The sequence below is a fragment of the Enterococcus sp. C74 genome, assembly GCF_040887125.1.
Classification (GTDB): Bacteria; Bacillota; Bacilli; order Lactobacillales; family Enterococcaceae; genus Enterococcus_B; species Enterococcus_B hirae.
In genome coordinates, this window is sequence record NZ_JBFOFA010000009.1 from 74814 (window position 1) to 99996 (window position 25183).

General features: G+C 37.3%; 19 protein-coding genes and 1 CRISPR repeat array. Of the genes, 5 read left to right on the top strand and 14 right to left on the bottom strand.

Annotated features, from left to right (window positions below):
- Positions 1–75 precede the first annotated feature (75 nt).
- The 4 genes from AB3H93_RS11535 to tdc form a co-directional block, all read right to left on the bottom strand.
- Positions 76–2619: an HAD-IC family P-type ATPase gene (locus AB3H93_RS11535; protein ID WP_240273632.1), complete on the bottom strand. Its 2544-nt coding sequence runs from the start codon at positions 2617–2619 to the stop codon at positions 76–78.
- 109 nt (positions 2620–2728) lie between these two features.
- The gene (locus AB3H93_RS11540) at positions 2729–4048 is read right to left on the bottom strand and encodes an amino acid permease (RefSeq protein WP_368020603.1); all 1320 of its coding nucleotides are present in this window, start codon (positions 4046–4048) and stop codon (positions 2729–2731) included.
- Positions 4049–4064: 16 nt separating this feature from the next.
- Positions 4065–5495, bottom strand: coding sequence for an amino acid permease (locus AB3H93_RS11545; protein WP_010720986.1), 1431 nt, complete (start codon positions 5493–5495; stop codon positions 4065–4067).
- A gap of 315 nt (positions 5496–5810) precedes the next feature.
- Positions 5811–7643 carry a tyrosine decarboxylase gene (tdc, locus tag AB3H93_RS11550; RefSeq protein ID WP_010720987.1) on the bottom strand — a complete coding sequence of 611 codons (1833 nt, stop codon included), beginning with the start codon at positions 7641–7643 and terminating at the stop codon, positions 5811–5813.
- 495 nt (positions 7644–8138) lie between these two features.
- Here tdc and AB3H93_RS11555 point away from each other — a divergent pair, with 495 nt between their 5' ends.
- Positions 8139–9569 carry a helix-turn-helix domain-containing protein gene (locus tag AB3H93_RS11555; RefSeq protein WP_081128833.1) on the top strand — a complete coding sequence of 477 codons (1431 nt, stop codon included), beginning with the start codon at positions 8139–8141 and terminating at the stop codon, positions 9567–9569.
- A 233-nt stretch (positions 9570–9802) separates the two neighbouring features.
- Here the strand turns inward: AB3H93_RS11555 and AB3H93_RS11560 are convergent, their stop codons facing one another.
- The 6 genes from AB3H93_RS11560 to cas9 form a co-directional block, all read right to left on the bottom strand.
- Positions 9803–10162 (bottom strand): DUF1622 domain-containing protein, encoded by a 360-nt coding sequence (locus tag AB3H93_RS11560; protein WP_063627609.1) that lies wholly within the window; start codon positions 10160–10162, stop codon positions 9803–9805.
- On the bottom strand, positions 10152–10523 hold the full coding sequence (locus tag AB3H93_RS11565; protein WP_368020604.1) for a DUF1622 domain-containing protein: 372 nt from the start codon (positions 10521–10523) through the stop codon (positions 10152–10154). Before AB3H93_RS11565 ends, AB3H93_RS11560 begins: the two co-directional genes overlap by 11 nt.
- Before the next feature lie 292 nt (positions 10524–10815).
- Positions 10816–11282: a CRISPR direct-repeat array (repeat unit 26 nt; unit sequence CATTCAAAACAACATAGCTCTAAAAC).
- Between the two features lie 115 nt (positions 11283–11397).
- A complete protein-coding gene (gene csn2 / locus AB3H93_RS11570; RefSeq protein ID WP_126342973.1) occupies positions 11398–12057 on the bottom strand; it encodes a type II-A CRISPR-associated protein Csn2 in 660 nt (219 codons plus the stop codon).
- Entirely contained in the window at positions 12047–12391 is a 345-nt protein-coding gene (cas2, locus tag AB3H93_RS11575; RefSeq protein WP_010720992.1) for a CRISPR-associated endonuclease Cas2, read from the bottom strand. The genes csn2 and cas2 overlap by 11 nt, the downstream gene beginning before the upstream one ends.
- Complete coding sequence (gene cas1, locus AB3H93_RS11580) at positions 12388–13254, bottom strand: type II CRISPR-associated endonuclease Cas1 (protein WP_368020605.1); 867 nt, start codon at positions 13252–13254, stop codon at positions 12388–12390. Before cas1 ends, cas2 begins: the two co-directional genes overlap by 4 nt.
- Entirely contained in the window at positions 13236–17246 is a 4011-nt protein-coding gene (gene cas9, locus AB3H93_RS11585; RefSeq protein ID WP_368020606.1) for a type II CRISPR RNA-guided endonuclease Cas9, read from the bottom strand. The genes cas1 and cas9 overlap by 19 nt, the downstream gene beginning before the upstream one ends.
- 674 nt (positions 17247–17920) lie before the next feature.
- On the opposite strand from cas9, the gene AB3H93_RS11590 reads away from it, so the two are divergent.
- Together AB3H93_RS11590 and AB3H93_RS11595 are read left to right on the top strand one after the other, a co-directional pair.
- Positions 17921–18049 carry a hypothetical protein gene (locus AB3H93_RS11590; RefSeq protein ID WP_010720995.1) on the top strand — a complete coding sequence of 43 codons (129 nt, stop codon included), beginning with the start codon at positions 17921–17923 and terminating at the stop codon, positions 18047–18049.
- A 53-nt stretch (positions 18050–18102) separates the two neighbouring features.
- Positions 18103–19797 (top strand): oleate hydratase, encoded by a 1695-nt coding sequence (locus AB3H93_RS11595; protein WP_368020607.1) that lies wholly within the window; start codon positions 18103–18105, stop codon positions 19795–19797.
- A 127-nt stretch (positions 19798–19924) separates the two neighbouring features.
- Here AB3H93_RS11595 and AB3H93_RS11600 read toward each other — a convergent pair whose 3' ends face one another.
- Entirely contained in the window at positions 19925–20809 is an 885-nt protein-coding gene (locus AB3H93_RS11600; protein WP_368020608.1) for a hypothetical protein, read from the bottom strand.
- 250 nt (positions 20810–21059) lie between these two features.
- Here AB3H93_RS11600 and AB3H93_RS11605 point away from each other — a divergent pair, with 250 nt between their 5' ends.
- Both AB3H93_RS11605 and AB3H93_RS11610 read left to right on the top strand, forming a co-directional pair.
- Complete coding sequence (locus AB3H93_RS11605) at positions 21060–22193, top strand: alcohol dehydrogenase catalytic domain-containing protein (RefSeq protein ID WP_368020609.1); 1134 nt, start codon at positions 21060–21062, stop codon at positions 22191–22193.
- 27 nt (positions 22194–22220) lie between these two features.
- Positions 22221–22538 (top strand): YrhK family protein, encoded by a 318-nt coding sequence (locus tag AB3H93_RS11610; protein WP_010720999.1) that lies wholly within the window; start codon positions 22221–22223, stop codon positions 22536–22538.
- Between the two features lie 292 nt (positions 22539–22830).
- Here AB3H93_RS11610 and AB3H93_RS11615 read toward each other — a convergent pair whose 3' ends face one another.
- The 3 genes from AB3H93_RS11615 to AB3H93_RS11625 all read right to left on the bottom strand — a co-directional run bounded on the left by AB3H93_RS11615 (position 22831) and on the right by AB3H93_RS11625 (position 25175).
- Complete coding sequence (locus AB3H93_RS11615; RefSeq protein ID WP_010721000.1) at positions 22831–23298, bottom strand: GNAT family N-acetyltransferase; 468 nt, start codon at positions 23296–23298, stop codon at positions 22831–22833.
- Between the two features lie 271 nt (positions 23299–23569).
- Positions 23570–24823: a PTS sugar transporter subunit IIC gene (locus AB3H93_RS11620; protein ID WP_010721001.1), complete on the bottom strand. Its 1254-nt coding sequence runs from the start codon at positions 24821–24823 to the stop codon at positions 23570–23572.
- A 34-nt stretch (positions 24824–24857) separates the two neighbouring features.
- Positions 24858–25175 (bottom strand): PTS lactose/cellobiose transporter subunit IIA, encoded by a 318-nt coding sequence (locus AB3H93_RS11625; RefSeq protein WP_010721002.1) that lies wholly within the window; start codon positions 25173–25175, stop codon positions 24858–24860.
- Between the last annotated feature and the right edge of the window lie 8 nt (positions 25176–25183).

Sequence of the window (25183 nt, forward strand, 5' to 3'; positions counted from 1 at the left end):
GCTTATAAATGTCTATTTGGTAATGGCCAAAGAGTACGTTTATAAGCTTTTATTTCCTGTTTGTGGTGGTACTTTTTACGTGGGTAACTCAGCATTTCGTTTTTTTGCGATCATCTTACTGATCCGCTTTTCGATCTCAACGATTACAAAAAGTAATAGAATATTTAGTAAGATCGGTAGTTGCTCTGTCAGGGAAAGACTTGTTGTCCCAATTAGCTGTTGTGCGATCGGTAAGTAAATCACTCCTGCTTGTAAGAGGATCAACATCCCGAGTGACAAGAACAACGCTTTGTTTTCAAATAAACTTCGATTCAATGAAGGATCAAGTAACTCGCGGCAATTGATCATATACACAGCTTGAGCAGCTACGATATTTTGTAAGAGCATGGTTTGTTGGAGCGCTTGTCCTTCAAAGCTCATTGCTAGTAAATAAGCAGGAATCATGATCAGCAATGACACATAAAAGATTCGAAACACACTGTAGCGGGTGAGAATCCCTTGCTTTGGATCTCTCGGTGAGCGACTCATCGTGTCCTTACCTGCTTTTTCAAATCCTAAAGCATAGGATAACGTGATCGTAGTAACCATGTTCACCCATAAAATTTGGACAGGTGTCAGTGGTAACGGCTGGTTAACGAGTAGTGCCCAAATAATGACCAGTCCTTGGGCTAAAGCTGTTGGTAAGAAAAAATTGATTGTTTTTTGAAGATTGTCGAGAATCCTCCGCCCTTCTTTGACCGCTTTAGCGATCGTATGGAAATTATCATCACCCAGTACCATGTCCGCTGCCTGCTTGCTCACTTCACTCCCTTTGATTCCCATAGCGATTCCTACATCAGCACGCTTCAAAGCTGGCGCATCATTCACACCGTCACCCGTCATTCCAACGATTTCTTCATTTTTTTGAAGAGCATCCACGATCCGTAACTTGTGTTCAGGTGTCGTTCGGGCAAATACATCTACTGATTTCACTTGTTTCGCTAGTTCTTCATCGGATAAGCGATCAATGTCAATTCCTTCTAACACGTTTTTTGTGTGTTTGAGACCGATTTGTTCAGCAATTGCCTGCGCAGTGTCTTTATGGTCTCCTGTGATCATTTTCACCGAGATCCCTGCATTTTGACATTCTTTGACTGCTCGGATTGCACTCTCTTTTGGTGGATCGATAATTCCTGCAATCCCTACAAAGGTCAGTTCATTCAATTGATCATGACCTAATTCTTGATCAGGAGCAAGTGTCTTATAAGCAAAGCCTAAGACTCGTTGTCCTTTTTGGGCGAGTTTCATCGCTTCCTCTTGCCATTTTCCGACTTGTTTCGATGTCAAGTTCGCTTTTGCTAGTAATACTTCTGGTGCCCCTTTGACATAAACAATCGCATGTTCCTGTTTGTCATGCATTGTTGCCATGTATTTATAGCTTGAACTAAATGGGATTTTTCCTTTGACTGGCTCCAAAGGTAGTGATGCTTTTGCCGTGTAACGCAGTAAAGCAAGTTCAGTCGGGTTTCCTGTTAATTCGGCCACGTTTTGATTTGCTTTGGTTTGGATCTCTTGGCAGTTTTTCATGATTGCCAACATGGTTTCTTCTTGATCCGTCACTGTTTCGACAACACTCATTTCGTTTTTTGTCAGGGTTCCTGTTTTATCCGAACAAATCACGGTCATAGAGCCAAGAGTTTCCACAGAAGGCAAACCTTTAATAATCGCTTGCTCTTTAGCCATTTCGTTCACACCTAAAGAAAGGATCATCGTAAGTACTGCTGGTAAACCTTCCGGGATCATCGAAACGATCAAAGCAATAATCGTTGAAAATAAGAAGTTCATTTCCAAGCCATATCTAAATGTCGTGAAAAAGAGTAAGAACAAGCTAAGGAAAAGAATCCCACGAAAGATCTGCTTGTTTAGTTGGTTGATTTTTTTAACGAGTGGTGTAGTTTGTTGTTGGACTGATTGTAGTGCCTGATTGATTTTCCCGATTTCAGTGGTATCTCCCGTTTCGATAACCACACCAATCGCAGTCCCTGTTTGAACTAAGGTACCAGAAAATGCCAGATTCTTCTGATCTCCGGTTGAGACGGTTGTCGTCAATCGTTCGCTAGTCTTTTCAACTGCTTCCGACTCCCCCGTCAATGCTGCTTCTTCTACCATGAAGTCATGGACCTCAATCAAGCGAACGTCTGCAGGTACAACATCGCCTGCTTTCAACGCTAACAAATCACCTGGCACTAATTCTTTAGCTGGAACCAATTCTTTGATCCCTTCTGTGAAAATCACCGCGTTCTGTCCTAAAAGTTTTTCTAAGCCGTTTAACGCTTCCTCAGCCTTTCGCTCTTGCCAATAACCAACAAAACTATTGACGAGAACGACTGCCAGAATAATACTGCCTTCAATCACTTCTCCTGTAAAAAATTTTAACAAAGAAGCAACCAATAAGATAATCATCAATAACTCTGTCAAATGCTTCAAAAACTTTCGTAATGGACTAACTTTCTTTTTTACTTCTATATGATTATAGCCGTTTTCTTTTAAACGACTGATACGCTCATCTTGGTTTAGCCCATCTGGAGTCGTTTTGAGTGTCTTCATCACTTCTTGGGCTGTTTCTTTATACCAGACCATCGCAATCCCTCCTCTTTCGGTTGTGATACTTTTATTATAGGTAGGAGAGACTTGATTTAACGTCAATTATTTCAGAGGGCCCTGAAAAAAATAGGGGAAAAATATCGAATCATTTTGGAGCGGTCTGACGAATCCGTTGATAGATCAAGTTCAAGGCACCAAACCAAACGACGGAAACTACGGGAATCACACGAGTAGTTGGTTCAAAAAACAAACTGATTCCTACCAAACCAAAAAAACATAGAATGAGTCGATCTTTCCATTTTTTCAACTGACTGTTCGTTAATTTTAGATGGGCAAATAAAATAGCTGACCAGACAAATAAGAACGAAATCGTGGTCATGCCTGCAAGTAATTGAAATAAAATCCGACTATCTGATACAAAAAAGTGTAAACAAAGACCTAATAAAAACATGCCTCCAGTAAATAAGATACCGTGCAAGGGCACACCCCGAGAAGATAATGTTAGAAACCATTTTGAAAGATTTTTTTCTTTTGCCGTATTATATAAGATACGACTCGTACTATAAATGGCACTATTCGTGGAAGAAAGTGAAGCAACCAAGATGATCAAGTTGATGACTCCTGCCCCTTTGCTACAATGAATGAACTGTAACATCGTGACCAACGGACTTTCTTTTAAATCTAAAGATTGCCAAGGTACGACTAACAAAATCGCCACGATCGTTCCAATATAGAAAAAGAGGATACGTGCGGGTAAGCATTGGATCGCTTTTTTAAGGTTTTTCTGTGGATCTGCTGTTTCGCCCACCGTTAAACCGATCATTTCAACTCCGGCAAAACTAAATAAAACCATTGGAAAAGCAGCAACTAAGCCGGTTAGTCCAAATGGAAAAATGGTTTGGAGCTGATCAAAATTTTCTCTGACACCAATTTTTGGTGACTTGAAGTACAAAAAGCAAACGCCAATCCCTAAAAGAATAAATAATAAAATCCCAAAAATCTTGATAGTTGAAAACAAGGATTCCAACTCACCAAACCAACGAACCGCAACTACGTTAATGATCACTAAGGCAATAAGTGCGAAGATCCCACTGATTAAGGGAGAGAGTGCTGGTAACCAAAAGCGGATATATAAACCAATCGCTGTCAATTCGGTCAATCCAGCACCCATCCAACATAACCAATACGTCCAGTTGACTAAAAATGCCCATCGTTCGCCTAAATAGTATTGGATGAAATCGCCGATCGATTGAAACTCACTATTGGATAAAAAGAGCTCACCCATCGCATACATCAACCCATAAATAGCGAGGCCGCAAACAAAATAAGTAAGCAAGACAGCAGGTCCCGCCAACTTGATTGCTTTGGCAGAACCTAAGAATAGTCCAGTCCCGATCGCACCTCCTAGCGCAATCATCTGGATATTCCGGTTCGTCAAAGTTTTCTTCATTGTGGTTCTTTCCATCTTACTCACCTTTTCTTTATTCTTGATTCAATTTTTGTTGGACTTCTTGTTCCCATGATGGTTTTCTGATTTTATCAATACATAATGGGGCAATGAATAAGATCAAACTAATCACTGTTACTGCGATAAAGTTGATCAACGTTCCAGCTTGCATCGTCAAACCTACCGAACAGCCAATTGCTGCAAAAAGAACAAGTACAACGATCCATGCACCTAAATCACCCTTACCACCTTTTTTACCGATTCTAAATGGTCGGGCAAGTTCAGGTTTGGCTTTTCTTAATTTCAAAATAGCAATCCCCATAATGACATATACAATACAATAAATCACTGTCGTGGAGTTCACTAACATCAGAAATGCCTGATTGACACCTGGTATCAACAAATAAAACAAAGCAAAGATCGAAATAATTGTTGATTGTGTTAAGATTACTGATTTTGACACATCAAATTGGTTTGTTTTCCAAAAATTAAATTTTGGTGGATATGCTCCTTTTCTCGCACTTGCAGTGACTGTTTTGGCTGGTCCTGAAGCCCATGCAGATAATTGGACAGCTACACCTACAAAGACTAATAGACTGAAAATATTAACGATGATATGTGGTAATCCTAGAATCTGACAATAGATTGAAATGGATTGCGCAATATTATTCAACTCCATTTGGCCTTTAGGTACCACATTTGCTACGACTAACGCATTCAACGTATTCACAAAGAAGAGAAAAATCAATGCAGCAAAGATCCCTTTAGTATAAGTTTTTACAGGATTTTTCAAACGGGTGATGTAGACAGATGACATCTCGATCCCCGTAAAGATAAACATGATTGGTGCAAAGTAAACGAATGATTTCGCTGTTTCGGCATCAGGGATCAATTTAGCCCAAGAAAAATGACCTAATGTTGCATGTGGTTGGATACCGACTTTGATCCATGAAAAAATACCTAAAAGAAGCATAATTGCTAATGGAATATATAGACCTAACCAAACACCGATCTTCCCACCAATTTTAGCCATATCAAATTTCAAATTTAATAATGTAATGATCCAATACACGACTAGAATAACGATCAAAGTAAATTTACTGTTCAACCCTAAAGGAACGTTATCAATCATATTACCCAATAAAGGTGCTAGCGCTGAAGCGACCATCACCATCCCTGGAAACATTTGGACCCATAAAAGCCATGAGACAACAAAGCCCCATTTTCGTCCTAAAGAATTTGAGACCCAAAGTTCTGGTCCACCTTTTTGGGGAAACATCCCAGCAAATTCACCTGAGATCAACGAAATAGGAAAAGCATAAAATAATACCGCTACAAGCATATAGAAAAGCATCGTCCAACCCGTGGCTGCAACATCAGGAATGTTCCGAACACTAGCAACTAAGGCACAAGTCATACCGATGAATGTCAGTGTAGTGATTTGTGAAGTTTTCGAATCTGTCATTGTTATTTTCCTTCTTTCCATCAACACAGAATAAACTATCTAATTTGAACGTTACAGGGGGGAAAAGCTATGAACGAAAAAAATTAATGGCAGTATTTCATTTTGAAAAAGAACTGCTTGCGTTTATCCGATTACTCACTAGTCTTCAACTATCTGAGTTTGACATAATCTTGATATCTTGAATCGGAAAAGCGTTTGAACATCCACTCTTTCTACTCTGAATACAACAATTCAACGTGCATCATCTATCTTCTTTGATCATAGCTTCCTGTAACACCGTTCTTCACTAGACAGTTTATCGGTTAATTTTTATTGTTATAAGATTTCATTGAGTGTTTTTTCCATGGCTTTGGTAATGCCTTGCGTATAGAACTCGAAAATCTTGTCATCATTAAGATATGGTGTCATAATTGCCGCTCTTAGCAATGTCACTTTTTGTTCTTTTTGCCATTCTTCTTTCGAAAGACCTATCCGTTCAATGAAAGGAAGTGGGGAATCTCCATATTCTTCTTTCATAAAGGTCGTATGTGAAGTAATGAAATGTTCACTATAAACATCCCCTTCCATATAAGAAGAACGATTGAACATTTTTTCATTCAATTCATTGATCGTTTTTAAATCCGTGCATCCTTTGACTTTAAATACCCAATTGACCATATTAAAATCTGGATGATTCAAAGGATAAACTTCAATCGTTTTCCCTTTGATGGTAAAGCTCAATTGTTCTAAAAATGCTCGGAAACGTTGAGCTGCTTCAATCGAGGCACCAATCAATTGACCATAACCAGTAATGTTCAATGGCAATACACGATGAGCAGTCCAAACAGCAGCAGCCGTTGCCCCGGCTTTTGATCCTTCTAAAATATAGGCGCCTAACATGTCCGGTGCTTTTACTGATTTTTCAAAAACATAAGGAGCAAAATAGGAAATAATGTTACGCATTTCTTTGTGTTTGATTACGATACCTCCAGCAGCATAAGGAACATAGCCCATTTTATGCGGATCGATCGTGACCGAATCTGCCTCAGAGATTGCTTTGAACCCATCGTAAACACTTTGATCAATGGAAACATCATAATTAAATACATGATGTTCTTCAAAAAAGTCTGGCAGAGATTCATAAGGTACAAACTCGCCTGCTTCATTTAAGAACAATGCACGTGCATACCCGCCATAAGCTGCGTCAACGTGAAGATAGAAATAAATTCCTTCTTTGTATAATTTTTCTCGCAATTCGACGATTTTATCTACACTATCCACTTGGCCTTCTTCCGTAGTCCCAACGACCGCTACCACACCTAGGACTGGAATTTTTTGTGCGGCTAATTCACGGATCGTTTTTTCTAAAATAGCAACATCCATACGATAATCTTCTTGAACTGGGATAGCGATCATTTGATCTAACCCAATCCCGCAAATGTCTAAAGCTTTCATCCATGAATAATGCTTCGTTTGTGGCACTAACCATTTACCAAGTTCTTGGAGGTGTTTCCCACTACGAGATGAAGCTGCTTTGACAGCATCTAATTCTTCATCACTGAAGGTTCCAACCATTTCTAAGATTTCTTCGACAGAAAGATTCAATAGTTCCCAATCTGTTTTATCTTTGACTTTTTCAGGATAAACTTCCTTCACTGCAAGGGGAATAGATTTGATACAACGTGCATACCAAAGACCTTCAAGGTTTGCGATCGAGCCATCTGCTGTAATATGGCCCCAGCCACCGGTCATATTGAATAAATCAGCAAAATCTTGCCCTACTTCTGCCTCCATTTGTGAAGTTGCCATAGAAGATTCCAATGCCACATTATTCGGATTCCAAAGCATAGCAAAGTTATAAGCAAGCAAGGCAGGCATCAATGTCTCAGCGTTCATTTGCCCCCAATAACGCCCAGCAGAATGCCAAGGGATTGATCCTGCACGCATCCGTTGACTGACTTCATCCAAGACTTCCACCATATGCTCACGAGTGGCGATATATCGAGGTGCTTGTTTGTCGGCTTCACTAATGGCTGCAACGTCACCAGGAAGATAATTCTCTCTCCAGCCTAAATGTTCATCGACCATCTTGTTCAATTGCATTTTGTAAAATGCGCCATTTTCTGATTTGTCGCCAATAAAGACGGCTTTGATATCCATATCTTTCATGTCTATTACCTCCATATTGTTCTCGTTGGCCAACGATTTTGTAACTGCAGATGAAACCATCCATCTGTATCACACTACTGACTATAGAACAAAAAATGAGATAATTTTTTTTATAACATTGTAAAATAACCCCTTTTTTTAGAAAAAAATAAAGAAAGTCTGATTTTTCAGAATTTTCTACTCATAATAACGAATATTTTATAAAAACATGAGATAAAAAACTGTTGTTTCTTAAGTGTGTTTAAAAATAAATACGTATATTAAAAAAACAATTATTTTATTTATCCGTTTACTCATCCATTTTTTACTTTTATTGTATTTTTTTCACAAGAATTTTTTCTCTTTATATTTTTATAAAACATCGTTTTATAACAAAAAAGCTTGTCAAAACAAGCTTTTTCATTCATATGAAAAAAAATAAAGGTGTTTTAAACTTTAAATCATGGCATAATGAATGGTACATTGTTCAACCATCTACAAAGCGGAGGAGTTTTAATGTTTGAAGACTATTTGGAAAAAAATATTTTACGCCAGTTATTTCTTTGCGGTCAATTCTATCACAAAAAAGAAATCGATTTAGACGAACTATCCCATTTATTACAAGTCTGCAAAACAACGTTACTCAATGACATCAAAACGATTCGAACTGAACTCAAGGATGAGATCATCTATAGCCACCGAGAAAAAGATACTTGTTCCTTGTATTTTGATCCTACGATCCCTCGTTTTCGCCTGATACAAAAATTAGCACGCCCTTCTTTATTTCTTAAAACTTGTCAGTTATATCTTGAAAATGAACCTAATTATCTCCAACTGACTGAAATCGAGTATATTTCTGTTAGCAAAGCGTATTCATTAAAAAAACAAGTACTTGCTTATTTTGAAGATTGTGACATTCAAATCCAACACCACTCTCCACGATTTACGGAGATCGAACGTCGTTTATTATTATTGAATGTGACTTATCGAACGGGCACCTTGAAGATCCCAACACTTCCAGCAGACTACTTCCTGGCAATAGATGAATTTATCGAATCGGTAACCTTTAATAGTAGGCGTATCTACGATAAAGACAACCGTGAGATCTTACGTATTGGATTGTTGATCAGCTATTTGTCTCAAAAAAGGCATCCCTTATCGATTGAACAAGATTTTATAGCCGAACTTCAAAAACGCCCCATTTATCAATATGTGATGGATGCATGGCATACAACTAAACTAAAACATTATTATCAAGAAAATGAAGTATACTTTGCTTTGATCTTATTTAATCTCAGTGATTATGGCTTCAATTCTTACCAAGCAATCGAAGAAGACTTCTGTCACCTCCATCAAGTTTTCATTGAAGATAGCCAATCAATCAAGCAACTGATTACCCAGTTTGAAAGCTATTTCAATCGAAAATTCATCGGTAACCGAGCATTCGAACGCGCTTTAATTCGTTTGATGCGCACCGCATGGGATAATTATCAACTCTTTGTACCTGAAAAATTTTATCTTCTGTCCCCAGAACAGCAATCCTTATTAGCCGAAATACAGCCTTTATTCAACCAATGGTTAGCCCAATTACCTTATAGACTACGACTTAAAATCAATTGTTTGGAAGCTTTCGTTATTGAATTAAGTGGCATTTTACGCATTAATAAAACAAAACTCCACGTCCGTATCGTTACCAACTCAGACGTAAAATATCTGATTTACCGAGAAGCCTTAGAGTCCGTCACTACTTTCGATATGGAAGTCGATCCCGTTGTTTATCAGCACTTAGACGAAGCAATAAAAAGTGCTGCACAACAAGAAAACACTCGAATTTTATGTGAAAAAACTCTCTATACGCCAGAAGCAGAACAGTTTCCGACAATTGTTCCCGTTTCCGTAGACACAATTGAAAAATCGATTGTCTGGGCAGTTCAAGCAGTTCGATAAGCCGTGCTAGGAAAAACCGGCGTATGCTTCACTGAAAGCCAGCTTCCAGTGAAGAAACCAAGTTGTTAGCACAACTGTTCAATAACGTTCGTTCTATAAACTGGCCGATGTTAGGCAATTAAAAAGCAAAACAAAAAATCTCAAAACCTGGAAAGTCGTTTTGAGATTTTTTCTATATTGCAAATATTTCTATGTTGGCGCACCATTAAAACTAGTTGAGTGATACTTATAACTTATTGTCGTGCATCCGAGCCGATTTCTTTATTTAAAAAGAACGAAATGATCGTTCGGATCACAACCAAAGCAGCTAACTGGAAGACATCTTCCAAGGTTGGTTTGATAATGGACTCAATGATACCAGCTGAGATCAGGACTTCTAAACTCAACAAGATATAGCCACCTAACATTTTTTTGATTGCATTGTTTTGGTTAATCCGCTCTGCTTTGATTCTTCGTTCCGTAAAAGAAAAGTAGAGAAAATCTTTGATAGCTAACCAAGCACCCCAGAGAATGATTAAAATAGCAAAAACGTCTAATACGATGACTAATTGTTCCAAATAAGGGGCAAGTTTCTCGATCAAATTAATTTCCATTATGTGTTCCTACCTTTACTTGCTTTTTATCTTGTGTTTCTAAATTCAAGAAATAGGAAATAACCGTTCGAATAATGATGATCACTGCTAATTTTAAAATATCTGTCCAAGTTGGTTTGATAACTGATTCAATGATATCTGCTACCACTAGCACCTCTAGACTCAGCAAAATATAACTAGCCAATAATTTGCGTACTTCCGCATTTCGGAAATTACGCTGTTCGTAGTCTTTTTTCAGTGGGTGCCAGTCAAAAAGATTTTTTAAGACTAAAAAAATCCCTACCAGCAAAATAATGATTGAAGCAATATTTAAAATTGCGATCAACCAGTCCAAATAAGTTATCAAATTTGTATCAAACATCTCACTGTCCCCTCTCACATTCATTTTAGTTCACGAACAAATGCCTACTGTTTGATGATAGAGAAAAAGCACGAAATTAGCAACTCATCTTTTCTTTGAGAAAATGAATTCGTTTCAATGTTGATAAGACTGAACAATTGTGTCCTGTTCCGTAAACATACCCATTCATTTTTAAAAGGCACGATTCCCCCTTTCAATGATCAAAACTTAGCAGATTCAACAACTGAAGACACTTTCCTATATATAAGTAAAAAAAGAGCCTACTTTTCATGATAAAGTAGGCATCTTCATTCATTCAAAACAACATAACTCTAAAGCTACCTCTTATCATAGTTGATGAGGTCAGCACTCAAAATAACACAACTCTAAAACAGCGATCGAGTAAAGCACAACGCTTCTACATTTTGGAAACATTCAAAACAACATAGCTCTAAAACTCTCTTCGTACCAATAATGACCTTCACTTAGTTTTGGAAGCATTCATAGCTCTAAAACGAGTTTTCTATTTCAGTTTGCAGTCTAGCTGTTTTGGAAGCATTCAAAACAACATAGCTCTAAAACACATAGTCAGAAACGAAATAACTACAGAAAGTTTTGGAAGCATTCAAAACAACATAGCTCTAAAACCACTCTCTTGTAAAATTAATGGCGTCAATGGTTTTGGAAGCATTCAAAACAACATAGCTCTAAAACAAAGCTGATTATTACGACAACATTCTTGCAGTTTTGGAAGCATTCAAAACAACATAGCTCTAAAACCTCGCAGAAAAAATTTTTTCTCACGAAATCTCGTAATCGCGCTACTCGTCCATAGCAAAACTTTCGTCTTGAATGCTCATTCATGCTGTTTTTTGTTATTTTGATTGTTCTTATTTTACCACATTTCTTCACACAAAAAATAGTCTTGATCTAAAACAGTTTGCTTCAATCCTTTTATTTTTCGTGGTTCGATAAAAAGGACAGGCATATGACACAAAGAAATATATTCCTGTAGTTCAGCCATTTCTGTGGTTGTTAAGTACGCTCCAACATTAATAAAAACCAGGCATTTCTTTTTCACTAGATACTTATAAATCTGTAAAATCTCCATTATTTTTTGAAAGATTGATTCTGGTTGCGTCGTAATTCTTATTTTTAATGCTTTGAATAGCTCAACCATACTCATTTCTTCACAGACTAAATCTAATTCATGTTCTAAGAGTTCCTCACTAATCCATTCCTGAACCTTGGTGGTTAATTGATCAATCCTTGATTTTAGTTCGATGTTTTCATTTAATTGTTGCTCTAAGTCAGCATAGATCAGCTTCAATGTAGTTGGAGCTTGGCTATCAAAACTTAAGATATCCGTCACAACCATCAATTCTGATGGTTTGAGTAGCTGTAATTTATCATTGAAAAACTTTAACATGCTATTTTCACCATACTGGTAAACTCCATGAACGACTTTTGAAAAAACTTCCACATCTTCAATTACAAAAATCAGCGCTTTTTCAAAGCTTATCGGTTGTTCTAATAAAGAAAAGTTAAGGTTCATCCTCCACATCCTCTCCTAAAAAAATGACTCGTTCGTCTGAATTAGCTGGACTCAGGTCTTTTTCCCCACACAAATAAACCATTCGTGAAAATTGTTTTTCAGTGACCGTTAGTAAGGTAACTAAGCCCTTTTTAGGATGATGGGCTTTTAATCGACCGAGCATCGCTTGATTAGCAGTACCGTTCAACAACAACTTACTATATACTGAAAATTGATGCATGATAAAGCCTTCACTCAGTAAAAACTTTCTGAACCTTCGATAAACTTTTCGATCATCGCTCGTCTCTGTCGGCAGATCAAACATTAATAACATTCTCATATAACGATAACTCATATTCCGAAATAAGGAACTCCTTTCCCTTCATTATTCAATGTTTTAATCGTTTTATTGGTGTAATCCGTCACGATATTCGTTAAGAACATTTCTTTTTTCCCATATAAATACTTTTGTGAAAACAAATCAAACAGCCTTCTTTTGATAATCGGGAAAGGTTGATCACGATATGTATAAACAATTTGATCAACTAGCGGACGAAATGGTTCCATCAAGTCACTTGCTAGATTAAAATCATTAAATTGGTTCGCATGTTTTAAACCGAATTGTGTCATACAACCATTTTTAACGATTTCTCTTGCAAACAAACTCATTAGCAGCGTATAACCATAATCTAACCCCGCATTGATTTCATTCGACTCCTCCCGCGTGAATTGATTACCAAACAACGTTTGAAAGTAGATTCTTGCCGCATGTCCCTCACGATTTGTCGGATCAAATGTTTCCAATTCTCCTGATAACTTGGAAAGCGCAGATGCCTTTTCAACAAAATCATTTTCTTGTAAAAAACGACATTGGTTATGGATCTTTTGGGCAATGATCGTTGTCCAAACTACGCCCTTCAAGTCCGATTCCCACTGAATTTGTTTAGATAACTGCAAACTACTATCATGTCGCCCATAATAGGAGAATAATTGCGATGACGGCAATCGCTTGTCATCGCAAAATATCACTAAGATTTTTTCATCTGTTAAACGCTTCAACAACATTGTCGTGATCGTGATATCGGTTGTTTCTAAAATAAGGATATCGATCTCAGACAAATGGATTTTTTCCGTTTGTTGCGCATTTTTAAACACCAGATGATTATTTGCATAAGTCAGTTTAGAATGGGTATTGATTACTACTGTTCGCCAGCCCATAAGTCACCCATCCTTATCCTCGTTTCGTATAAACCAGTGACCGACTGGTAAATGATCGTAGCATCCCAAATCTCCGTTAAGCTGGTATAACGTTTTCGAGGGATCGTTACTCCGAAAAATTTAAAGTCTGCTGGAGCACCTATCGCATTGAACTGTAACAACTGCAAAAAGGATTGTGAGATCATCGAAGTCTCTCCATATTTGTTTTCTTCATAGAGTTCTTGAATTCGCTCTATATTTTTATCCGCAAGTGTATACTTTTCTGCAAAAGCGAGAACTTCGGTTAAGATGGCTGAGAAATCAGAAAGATGAGTATTGACGTAATCAAAACTTTCTTGATAGGTGATTTTGTCATAATGTTGCGCATGGTATAACAAGGTTACTAATTGGTCCGATAAGATGAAAGGATTCCCTTTTTGCGACTCCTTGTGACTTGCCAGGAATCTTCTGCGCCCATTATCAAACTCAAACAAGGTATATTTTGGCAATTTGATAAACTCTGTCACCTGAGGAAAGCCTTTTTCTTTTAAAAATGTAGTCGGATCTTTTTCAAAAGCCGCTTGTTCCATGATGGTAATTCCTTCAATTGCCTTGGTTTTCTTTTGTGTCTTCCCTTTGGCATAAACAAACGCAATGGCATAGGCAATGACTGGACTTCCAAAACCACCGTACTTCGTCACATCCCAATTATTTTTCCGTTCGATCAGTTTATCAGGTTTTTCTTTTGAATTGACCGTTTCCTTATAGAAACCACCTTTTTGTTGTTCGACTTTTTTCACTACATTCACTTGATGGGAGCTAAGAACTTTTTTGATCCGTGGGAGATGATGGCTTTTTTCCCAATAAATTTCCCCATTTTCATCGCAAAACGGTTCGTCTGATTCAAGGAACTTTAAAATATTGGAATAAAATTCTTTTTTAGCGGTAGCTTTATTTTCTCTTGCTAAACTATATTTGACATACTTTCCATAGACAAATTCAGGTGCTAATTTAGGGTACCTTTTTAACAAAACATTCGCAATGAAACCATTTAAATACGCATCATGCGCATGATGATGTGGATTGATCTCACGTACTTTATAAAGCCCAAAAGTTTGTCTGAATTGGCTCGTCAATGTTGCTTTTAGCGTAATGATCTGTACCCCATCACAATCTGTTCCTTCCTCTTCCTGATGAAAAGATTGATGTAAAATATTCGCAACATGTTTCGTGATTTGTCTCGTTTCGACTAATTGCCGCTGAATAAAACGGGCTTTATGCTCTGGTGTCAGTTCAATTTTGGTTAAATACGCATATTTTTTTGGACTAATCAATTTGGCTTCTTTCAGTTGATTCCAAAAGATCCTTTGCTCGTTGACTATTTGTTTATTCGGCACATCGTCGCGCTTCTTTTGATTTTGTTTTCTAGCAACTAGCACCTTGTTATCAATAGAATTATCCACAATAAAGCTTCTCGGTATGATATGATCCACTTCGTATTGGTGAAGATTCTCGATTTCTAGCGGTTCTCCCGTATACATATCTCTGCCATTTTGCAAATAGTACAGGTACAACCGTTCTTTTTGGAGCGCTTTGTTATCTGTTGGCTGTTCTTTTAATAACGTGCTTCCAATCTGTTTCAACCCATTTTCTAAAGCTTTAAGACGTGGTTTCGTCCGATGCGTTTTTTGGTTTTCTCTTGCCATTTCGATCACGATATTCTTTGGTTTGTATCCAATGATCGCAATCATTTCTTCCACGATTTTAAGACTTTGCCAAATTCCTTTTTTGATCGCTGGACTTCCTGGTAAGTCTTGTATGACGTCAACTAATGATTTATGTTTAGAAAACACCGTTGCTTTTGCAATTTCTTCTTTAAAAGATAAATGCTCATCATTGATCAGCTGCATCAAATTACGGTTACGGTTAGCCGGAACGTCATCATCGTTGATTAGATAATCAAGGATCGTTTTATTCGTTTTTCGATCTCTGATGCCATGGATCAATTTAGCTGAGAATCTTCCCCAGCCAGTGTAATGTTTTCTTGCAAATTCTTTGAGCAACTTTTCACCGAAGACCTCTTGATACTTACTTAATTGATGTTTAATCATTTGCCGGTCTTCAAAAATGGTGAGTATTTTTACGATATCCTCAAAAATCGGTTCCATTTCGGGCTGTTCCAACCACTCTTGCATGGATTTTTGGTTTGTTTTTGCTAATTTCATAAAATCATGATACGTGCTATACGAAGCATTAAATGCTTTTTCAATACCAAAAATCTGGGCATTTTCAATATGGGAATGCGTATACAAAAAGTTTTGTAATTTTTTGACAGTGATTTTCCCTCGCTCTTTTTGAAACAACTGTTTAAAAATCTGCTGTTTCTCATCACCTGAAAAATACTGTTTCACACCTCGTTCATCTTTATAGCTCACTTTGGTTAGTTCATTGAAAATCATATATTTTTGATAAAGTAAGCTATTTTTAGGAAGTACTTTTTCTGTCGGTAAATACGTATCTTGCTTTGTCATTCTTTGAATAAAACGCATCGCTGATTTTTCGATATCTACGACTTCTGAAAAATTCCACGGATTGATTTTTTCAGCTGTTTTCCGCTCGATCCAAGCAAAAGAACTAGCCTCTTGTTCTTTTGCCAAAGGACCGACATAATAAGGGATTCGAAATTTGAATAACGCAATGATTTTTGGTCCTGCTTCTTCTAGAAATGGATAATGTTGTTTTTGTTGATCAATGATCGCTTTCAATTCTATTAGATGTACTTGATGAGGAATAACCCCATTGGTATAAGTACGTTGTTTCAATAAAAAGGTTTCTTGATCGATTTTTTCTAGAAAAGGCTCACTTCCTACTATCCCACTTAGCTCTTTTTTGACGAATTTATAAAATTCTTCTTGGGTTGTTTTTCCTTTGATATAACCAGCATAACCATTTTTGGTGGTATCTTTGAAAAAAACCGTTGCTTTTTGCGGTACGTTTTCTTTCACGAATTGTTTGAATTTTGCCAAATCAGCTTTATGCCGTTCATACCGTTCGACCATCCCTGAAGACAGTTTTGCTTGCGTATGTTTGACAGTTGAAGAAATAATCTCTGATAATAAGATCGCATCATGGACTTTCTTCGCTTGCAAAAAGATATCTAGGTACTCATCACCGATTTTTTCTAACAAAGACTCCAGATCTTCTTCATAGGTTTCCTTTGAAAATTGGAGTTTTACTTCTGCTTCCAAATCAAATATACGTTTAAAGTTCGCTTGATTCCCAACGATCAATTTTAAACATTGAGCAAAAAAGCTGTTGATTTTTTCTGTAGGATAATATTTGAGGATTTCTTCCACTTTTTTCGTCTTCGATAATTTATCTGTCAAAATAGTTAAAACGGGTTGGTGAACGATCAGTGGTTGATCTGATTGTTTGCCATACTGTTCTAAAAAAACACGAAAGCTTTCTTCAATAGAGGTATTCTCCGTATCCAAGTCTCCTTCAAACAAAAAATGACCACGATATTTCAATAGATGAGCCAATGCCAGATAAACCAATCGGAGATCTTCTTTTTCCGTTGAATCGACTAACTTTTGGCGCAAATGATAGATTGTCGGATATTTTTGATAATATTCTTTTTCTTCCTCTAACGTGGGGAAAATCGATGCTGGTTTGTATTGTTTTTCTTCTGGAACTAAGAAGCTTTCTTCCAAACGTACAAAAAAGCAGTCATCTTGTTTGCAGAGTTCTTCAGCAAAAAGCTCTTGTAATTTGCTGAGTCGATATTTTCTGCGAGCCAATCTTCGGCGATTCGTTCGCTTAGTTCTTCTAAACTCCGCTGTTTGACCTTCATCAAATAATCGTGCGCCCCAAAAATTTTTTTTGATTTTCTTTTTTTCAGTATTTCCGTGAACGCTCATTTTCCTTTTCATTAATTGATAATCATCTGTTAGTACCGCCCAGCCCACAGAATTGGTTCCTATATCTAAACCAATCGTATAGTCCTTTGTCATTCACTATCCATCCCTTCTTTTAACATTTACACAACTTAGCAAGTTGTCTTCTTTACAATTGTCAACCATCATGAATAGTTAGACAAAGTGATTTTCTTTTTCTACTTGTAACTCTTTGGTATTATGCTATAATCAATTTGTTGGTAGCATTCAAATCAACATAGCGAGTTAAAATAAGGCATTGTCCGTTATCAGCTTTTAAAGCAAGCACTGTCTCGGTGCTTTTTTATTTTGCCTTTTTTTGTTATATATAGGATTTTTAACAGTTTTACTATAACATAAAATTTTTATGCGATTTTTATTTTTGAAAGCATTTTATTTAGAATTTTGATTTTAAAATCAAATCTAATGAAACTTTTTTCAAAAAATAATTCTAATTACCTAATGATTCATCAGATATAAAATAACACAAACCTCTTACATATCCTTTCATTGCTATCTGGCAAACCATTCTTTCCAGATTTTCTGCCAATCTTGATTTCCTTCCCAAGCTTTCCATTTTTTCAGCTGACCAACTTTTCGATTCTATTGACTTACTTTTGCTCAAAATTAGACACTCTGTTCAATCTGTCCAAAGTTCGGATATTTGGTTACCCTATCATTTGGCAATTAGAATGAAAGGTTCTATCCTTTTACATAGAAGGACGAGAGAAAAAACAAAGGAGGAACATCTTATGAGTAAAAAATGGATCAAACTAGGTATTGGACTAGGCATATTAACATTGGGTGCTGTTTATCTTGGTAAAAAGACAGGCTTGTTAGAAGATGATCGTCATTTGTATGATGAATTTGAATCGATCTAGTCAAAGAAACGAATCGTCAGACTGTTCACTTGTAAAATACTGGAGGAATCACAATGAGAAAAAGTAAAGCAATAATGATTGGCGCTGGAATCGCCAATATGGCAGCTGCTGTTTATTTGATTCAAGAAGGAAACTGGCGTGGTGATCAGATTACGTTTTATTCTTTAGATGACCATGGCTCCAATGATGGTGCCCCAACGGATACCGTTGTCGATGAATATTGGAATAAAAATCATCCCTTAGAAAACAAAAAGGGCTATATCGCCCGTGGTGGACGTATGCTCAATTATCGAACATACGTAGATTTGATGGATCTCTTAAGCCGAATCCCCTCTGTCACCGAACCAGGAATGACTGCGGCTGAAGATACTAGAGATTTTGATGCAAAACACCGAACATTTGATAAAGCACGTTTGATGGAAGGCGGCAAAGGGATTATTGACGGTGGTAAACTAGGATTTAACAATAAAGATCGTTTGTTATTGACTAAGCTGATCGCCATGCCTGATTCAGAAGAAGAAAAATTAGATAATGTCACAATTGAAGAATACTTCAAAGATGATCCTCACTTCTTTGAGACAAACTTTTGGTTTATGTGGGAAACAACTTTTGCTTTTCGTACTCGTAGTTCTGCCCAAGAACTTCGTCGCTATATGCATCAAATGATTTATGAATTTACACAAATCGAACATTTGGTAGGAGTAAACCGAACTCGCTACAATCAGTATGAAAGTATCATGTTGCCATTGATCAATTATTTAAAAGACCAAGGATGTCAAATCATTTTGAACCGCCGCGTAGTCGATTGGGAATTCAAAGAAACTCCGATGCAAGATGAAATTACAGTGACTGGCTTAAAAATGATCAACACGTTAACCAATGAGGAAGAACACGTCGTGGTTGATGGTGATACGGGTGTGCTTTTCACTAACGGATCAATTACTGATTCGGCTACACTAGGTGACTACGATACACCAGCTGTTGAAAATATGGATTATGGCGCTGCTTCTAGCTTGTGGAAGAAAGCCAGTGAACGTTTCTATAATTTAGGTAACCCTGACAAATTTTTTGCCGATCGTGATGCCAGTGAATGGGTCAGTTTCACTCTAACAACTAAGGACCATTTGCTTTTAAATGAAATTACTCGGATCACGACACAAGTCCCTGGTAATGCATTGAATTCATTTATCTCCACTACACCAATCACGCCACTCGGACAAAAAGATGTCAATATGTCGATCGTCGTTCATCACCAACCACATTTTACTTCACAAAAACCAAACGAAACCGTCATTTGGGGATATTTCTTATACCCTCGACGTCGTGGAGAATTTGTAGATAAGCAATATATCAAGATGACTGGGAAAGAAATGTTAGAAGAATTGATCGGACAACTTTCTAAAGTCGATCCTGGTCCTGAAAATATTCGAACGAAGGAAACCGAGATTTTTGATAGCGTTGTGAATAATATTCCTGTGTATATGCCTTATGCTTCTGCATTATTTAATAATCGAGCAAAAAGCGACCGACCAAAAGTGATTCCTCAACACTCAACGAACTTGACATTTACTGGAGAGTTTGTCGAACAACCTTATCAAATGATCTTTACGGAACAAAGCGCCGTACGCTCTGGCGAGATCGCTGCTTTCCATTTTGCTGGTATTCCAATGTCACGTCTTGTTAAAACTCCAAGATATGACAAAGATATTCCTACATTGATGCGTGCTGCTAAGAAAATGTTTGAATGATCGATGCAACAAGCTATCAACAAGGAACAACCGCAACAAAAAACGACTGTCACTTCCTAGTAACGGGAGTGACAGTCGTTTTTTAGTATTTCATCATTCAACGAATGATTTTTATTTAGCTATTATCTTAGGCTTTTTTTAAGGTACTGCTTCCAGTTTTCTGCCACTTTTTATTTTGCCGTTTCTGCAGAAGCTTACTTCCCCCACCGAATAATACAGCACAAGACAAAAGAATGCCCCCAATAATCGCTGGATACATCAGTAGATCTTGCACGTAATGTGTCATTAATTGTAAAGTCGCTTGTGAATGAAAAGCTATATTATGTAAAACGTCTTGTATATAAAGCAATCCTGCTAAAACGCAAAACATACTTCCAGTCGTTCCCAAAATAAACATACCGTAACGCAGGAAAGAAAAGGGTGTTTTGTTAATTACCCGATATAAATAGACTAGCCAAAAAGCCAATAGACCCAGACAGATGTAAAAAAGAGGTACCACTATTTTTCGAGCAGACACGATGTTTTCGATAAAAATAGTCAAGTATCGATCACCTAATGCACTTTGGAAGTGATACATGTAAATAAAGATCATTGTCTCGATTTTATTTTTCTCCTCTTTATCGATAGTCAGTTGTTTTTTTGTTGCAACTGTAGCCACCGCTTGAGCAATTTTCTCACTCACCTCATTGCTGTCTCTTAGCTCATAATTTGTTTCTTCATATGTATGTTGGATAAATGGTCGAAGGGCTTCTTCGACAAAACTTGGTGAAAGTGCCGTTGCAACGACCTCTGAAAATTCACTTTCTTCTGTGTTTTCTTTCCGAAAATTCTGAGCAGCTTCTGCGAGGACCAATTCTCTATACTTTGTTTTTTCGATTTGACCGAGTAAATACGCCTGATCAAAAAACGTCACTTGAATGATTCCTACGGAAATAATCACAAACAAAGTCACTGAACAAGCAAATGTGACCATCAGTTTTCTGATTTGTTCTCCCTTTTTTTCTTTTATCACAAATAACCTCCCTTTTGATCTATTTTTTAATCTGTTATTTACTTAACCTAAGAAATCAACATAATTTAATTATACTTCTAACTATAAAGCTTCTCAATGTAAACTAAATAATACGCCAGTTATTTTAAAGTGATTTTCCCTTTACTAAAAGCGTTTCACTACTCAAAAGCCAGCTCCTCCTTTAGAATGAAATTAGCTGTTCGTTCAAAAAATGACATGTTATAGGGTTTGAAGAAAGGAGTTTTATTTCATGAAAGCTGTTACCTGGCAAGGAAAACAAAAAATGGAAATCAGAAACGTAGATGATCCAAAAATCGTGGAACCGACAGATGCTATTATTCGAATTACCGCTACTGCGATTTGCGGCTCGGATCTTCACCTCTATCATCATGGGGAGGCTGTCTTAGAAAAAGGATATGTCGTTGGTCATGAACCAATGGGGATTGTTGAAGAAGTAGGTCCTGCAGTAAAAAAACTAAAAAAGGGACAGCGGGTCGTTATTCCTTTTAATATTAGTTGTGGGCATTGTCATTTCTGTACCCATGAGATGGAAAGTCAATGTGATCGCTCAAATCCAGATCAACTTTATGGTGGTTTATTTGGCTTTGGCCGTTTAAATGGGAATCATTGGGGTGGTCAAGCTGAGTATCTTCGGGTACCGTTTGCTGATAGCACTTCGTTTATCGTACCTGACAATGATCTTGCAGACGAAAAAGTCCTTTTCTTATCTGATATCCTTCCAACTGCTTATTGGAGCGTTCAAAATGCTAACGTAAAAAAAGGCGACACTGTAGTGGTCTTAGGTTCAGGACCAGTTGGGTTGTTTGCACAAAAATTTGCCTCTATGGCAGGAGCAGAGCGAGTGATTGCTGTCGATCCGGTCCAACATCGTATTGATAAAGCCGCTCGTTACAATCATGTAGAAACTTATTTGTTAGAAGATACTCAGTCTGCTGGGAAAGAACTTTACGAATTAGCAAAAGGTGGCGCTGATGTCATCATTGATTGTGTAGGGATGGATGGCTTGGAACCAGTGAAAGAAAAAGCTAAGAATCTCGTTAGTTTGCAAAGCGGGACGATTTCACCGATCCAAATGGCTGCGCAAGCTGTCAAAAAATTTGGAACCGTACAAATCACTGGTGTTTATATGACCCCGGCTTCTTCGTACCCACTACAAGAATTTTTCATGAGAGATATCACAGTGAAGCATGGTCAGGCACCGATCGTTCATTTGATGCCTAAAATTTACGAGATGATTGCTGCGGGTCTGTTCGATCCAACCCAAATCATCACACATGCGATGCCTTTAGCTGATGCTGCCCGAGCATACGAGATTTTTGACAAAAAAGAAGATAAAAATATCAAAGTTGTTTTGAAACCTTAGCTTTGTTCACAGATAGGTGAGTGAGAGATGCCAGAAATAAAACGAAAAAGCCATGAAATAGATATTGGGAAAGAAGAAGATATCGAAATTGCTGGACAACGTTTTCGTCTTTATTTCCAGAACCGCTATACATTATTGTCTCTTGCAGTTGATTTATTAACAGGGATTTTTTATATTTTTGGAAGCGTAGCGTTGTTAACAGATATTCCAGACCGTTATAGTACCTATTGTTATCTAGTAGGAGCGATCTTTTTGACTGCACGACCTATTTTGAAAATAGTACGTAATGTCTTCATCTATGACGAGAAAAAAAAACAAAAAAAGAGCGAAAAAAAGAATGAATAAGAAAGCTTCCTAATTTTTCGGTAAAAAGACGGAACGCCTATTTAGGACAGCGAGCTCATTCATGCTTTTCCAACAAATCAACCATTCTAAATTCCAGGACTGATAGAACTTTCTATTGCTCCTGGAATTTTTTTGAAGCTAAAAAATGGGACCGTCCACTAATAATACTCGAATAACCAATATACCAACAAAAATAGCATCAAGAAACAATTTCCGATTTTTCTTGGCATTGCTCACCAGAAACAAAAGATTACTGATCAGATAAAGAACCCTTTTGAGTAATCAACTCCGATCACGTTGTAAAAATCGCTAGTTGATATAAATAAACCGGGATCCCTTCATTATCTTGTACCGTCGTCAGATATTCCCACTCATATCTTTCATAAAAACCTGTATGGTCAGTCGCTACATAGAGCTGCGAAATCCCAAGCGCTCCCATATCCTCTCGAATAAATGATAAAATCTCTTTGGCAATTCCTTGATTACGATACTCTTTTTCAACAAACAACGCACAAACATTCGGAGTCAAATCTGGACGATCATGAAAATCATTCGCGATGACCCCTGCTCCAGCGATAATTTTTTGTTCTGACGTCACGACTATATACCATTGAGGAACAGCGTTAGATGATTGAAGAGAATCTTCCATGCTCTCTTGGTAAAAGGAAAGCGGAAGATGCCATTTTGACGTAAACCATTGCGCTGCCTGTTCCAACCATTCAGGTCTTTCTCTGATCTTAACCAACTCATAACCTTTCATTTCGTCCTTTCACTCCCCTATACATTTGCACTATTATAGCACGCTTGTTATCGAAATGGTTTTTTTAAACTCCAAAAAAACCTCCTTTTATCCTTCTTTTTCACTAAGAAAAAAGAAAGCTATCCTTGAGCCATTTATCCAAAAAAAAACAGTTGTCATGACCTCTGTCAGACAACTGTTTTTTTTGATCGCTCATTAAACGAAACAAGATCTTTTCACTAAAGAATAGCTACTTTTGATTGTATGTGCTGTTTCTTTCCTTTATGTGCTTTTAGCCGTTTAATGCTTCTTTTCTTTTTTCTTGAACTGTCGCTACTTTCACAAATGGTAGGTAAATCAAGACAGATAAGATTAAGTTGATAGCAGCTAAGACACCGCCAGCGATACTTTTTGTTGCTAATACCCCACCGATTACTGGTGGTGTTACCCATGGTGGCATCACCGTTGCAGCTGGAACTAGTCCGGTAGCAGTAGCAAAATAAGCAACAGATACTAAAACCATTGGGGTTAAAATAAACGGAATAAACATAATTGGGTTCAATACGATTGGTAAACCAAACATTGTTGGTTCATTGATATTGAAAACACCTGGTGCGATCGACAAGTTCGTAACAACCATATAAGGTTTATTTCTACGTCCCACTAAATAAATCGCTAGTAACAGACCTAATGTTGCCCCTGTACCACCTAAGTTGACAAAGCTATCAAAGAAAGGTTTGTTTACAATGTATGGTGCGCTATGACCAGCAGCAATCGCATTAACATTCGCTTCGATTGCTGGTGCATTGATTGTTTGCATCAAAGGGTCTACCATATTTGCTCCGTGTAATCCAAAGAACCATAAGAATGGTGTAATGAATGCTAACAACAAAGCTGAAGGATAAGAATTGGCTAGTCCCATGAATGGTTCTTGAACAATTGTATAAAACGCGCCTACGATATCATCTACACCAAATGCAGCAAAGATCGCAGCAATCAAAGCAAAGAATGAGATCGTGATCATTGCAGGTAATAATGAAGCAAAGGCTTTAGCTACAGCTGGTGGCACGCCATCAGGCATTTTGATGATTAATTTTTCATTTCCACTTAAACGAACAAAGATTTCTGTTGAAATAATCCCAACAATAATTGCAATAAATAAACCATTTGAGCTCATGCCCAACGCTCCGCCTAATGCGAAGAATGAACCTAAAGAAATTACTCCAGCAGAAACGCCGTCTTTACGATAACCATTTGCTAAATGATAAGCAAGTAGAAAGGCGATCAAAACTGAAAGAATCGCAAATGTACCATTCCAAGCAGCTGCGCCAAATCCTTTCCAAGCTTCGCCACCAAAAATTTTATTCATTAATTCTTGGAAACCAGGAATAGGCAAGTTATTGATCATTACTGCTAACGCACCTAAAATCATCAAAGGCATACTGACCATAAATGAATCACGAATCGCTACTAAATGACGTTGAGCACCAATTTTTGATGCCACAGGTATAAAATGTTTCTCCATAAATGCAACAAATTTATCCATGTTTCTTTCCTCTTTTCTATTTCACCAGTTTACTTTAAGCATCTAAACGTCGATATAAATCAATGATTTCTTTTGCTAAATCTGTAAATGCAATCGAAGTCATCAGATGGTCTTGGCTGTGAACCGTTAATAAAGTCACTTCCATATGATTACCTTGTGCTTCTTGTGTTAACATTTCTGTTTGAGAGTGATGAGCTTGCACTAAAGATTCTTCCGCATCTTTGATTTTTGCATCAGCTAACTCAAAATCTCCTTTTTTCGCTGCAGCAATCGCTTCCATTGCATCGCTTTTTGCATTTCCGCCAAACATGATCAAACCCATGATTGCTTCAAGATTTTTTTGCTCTTGCATTGTTGGTT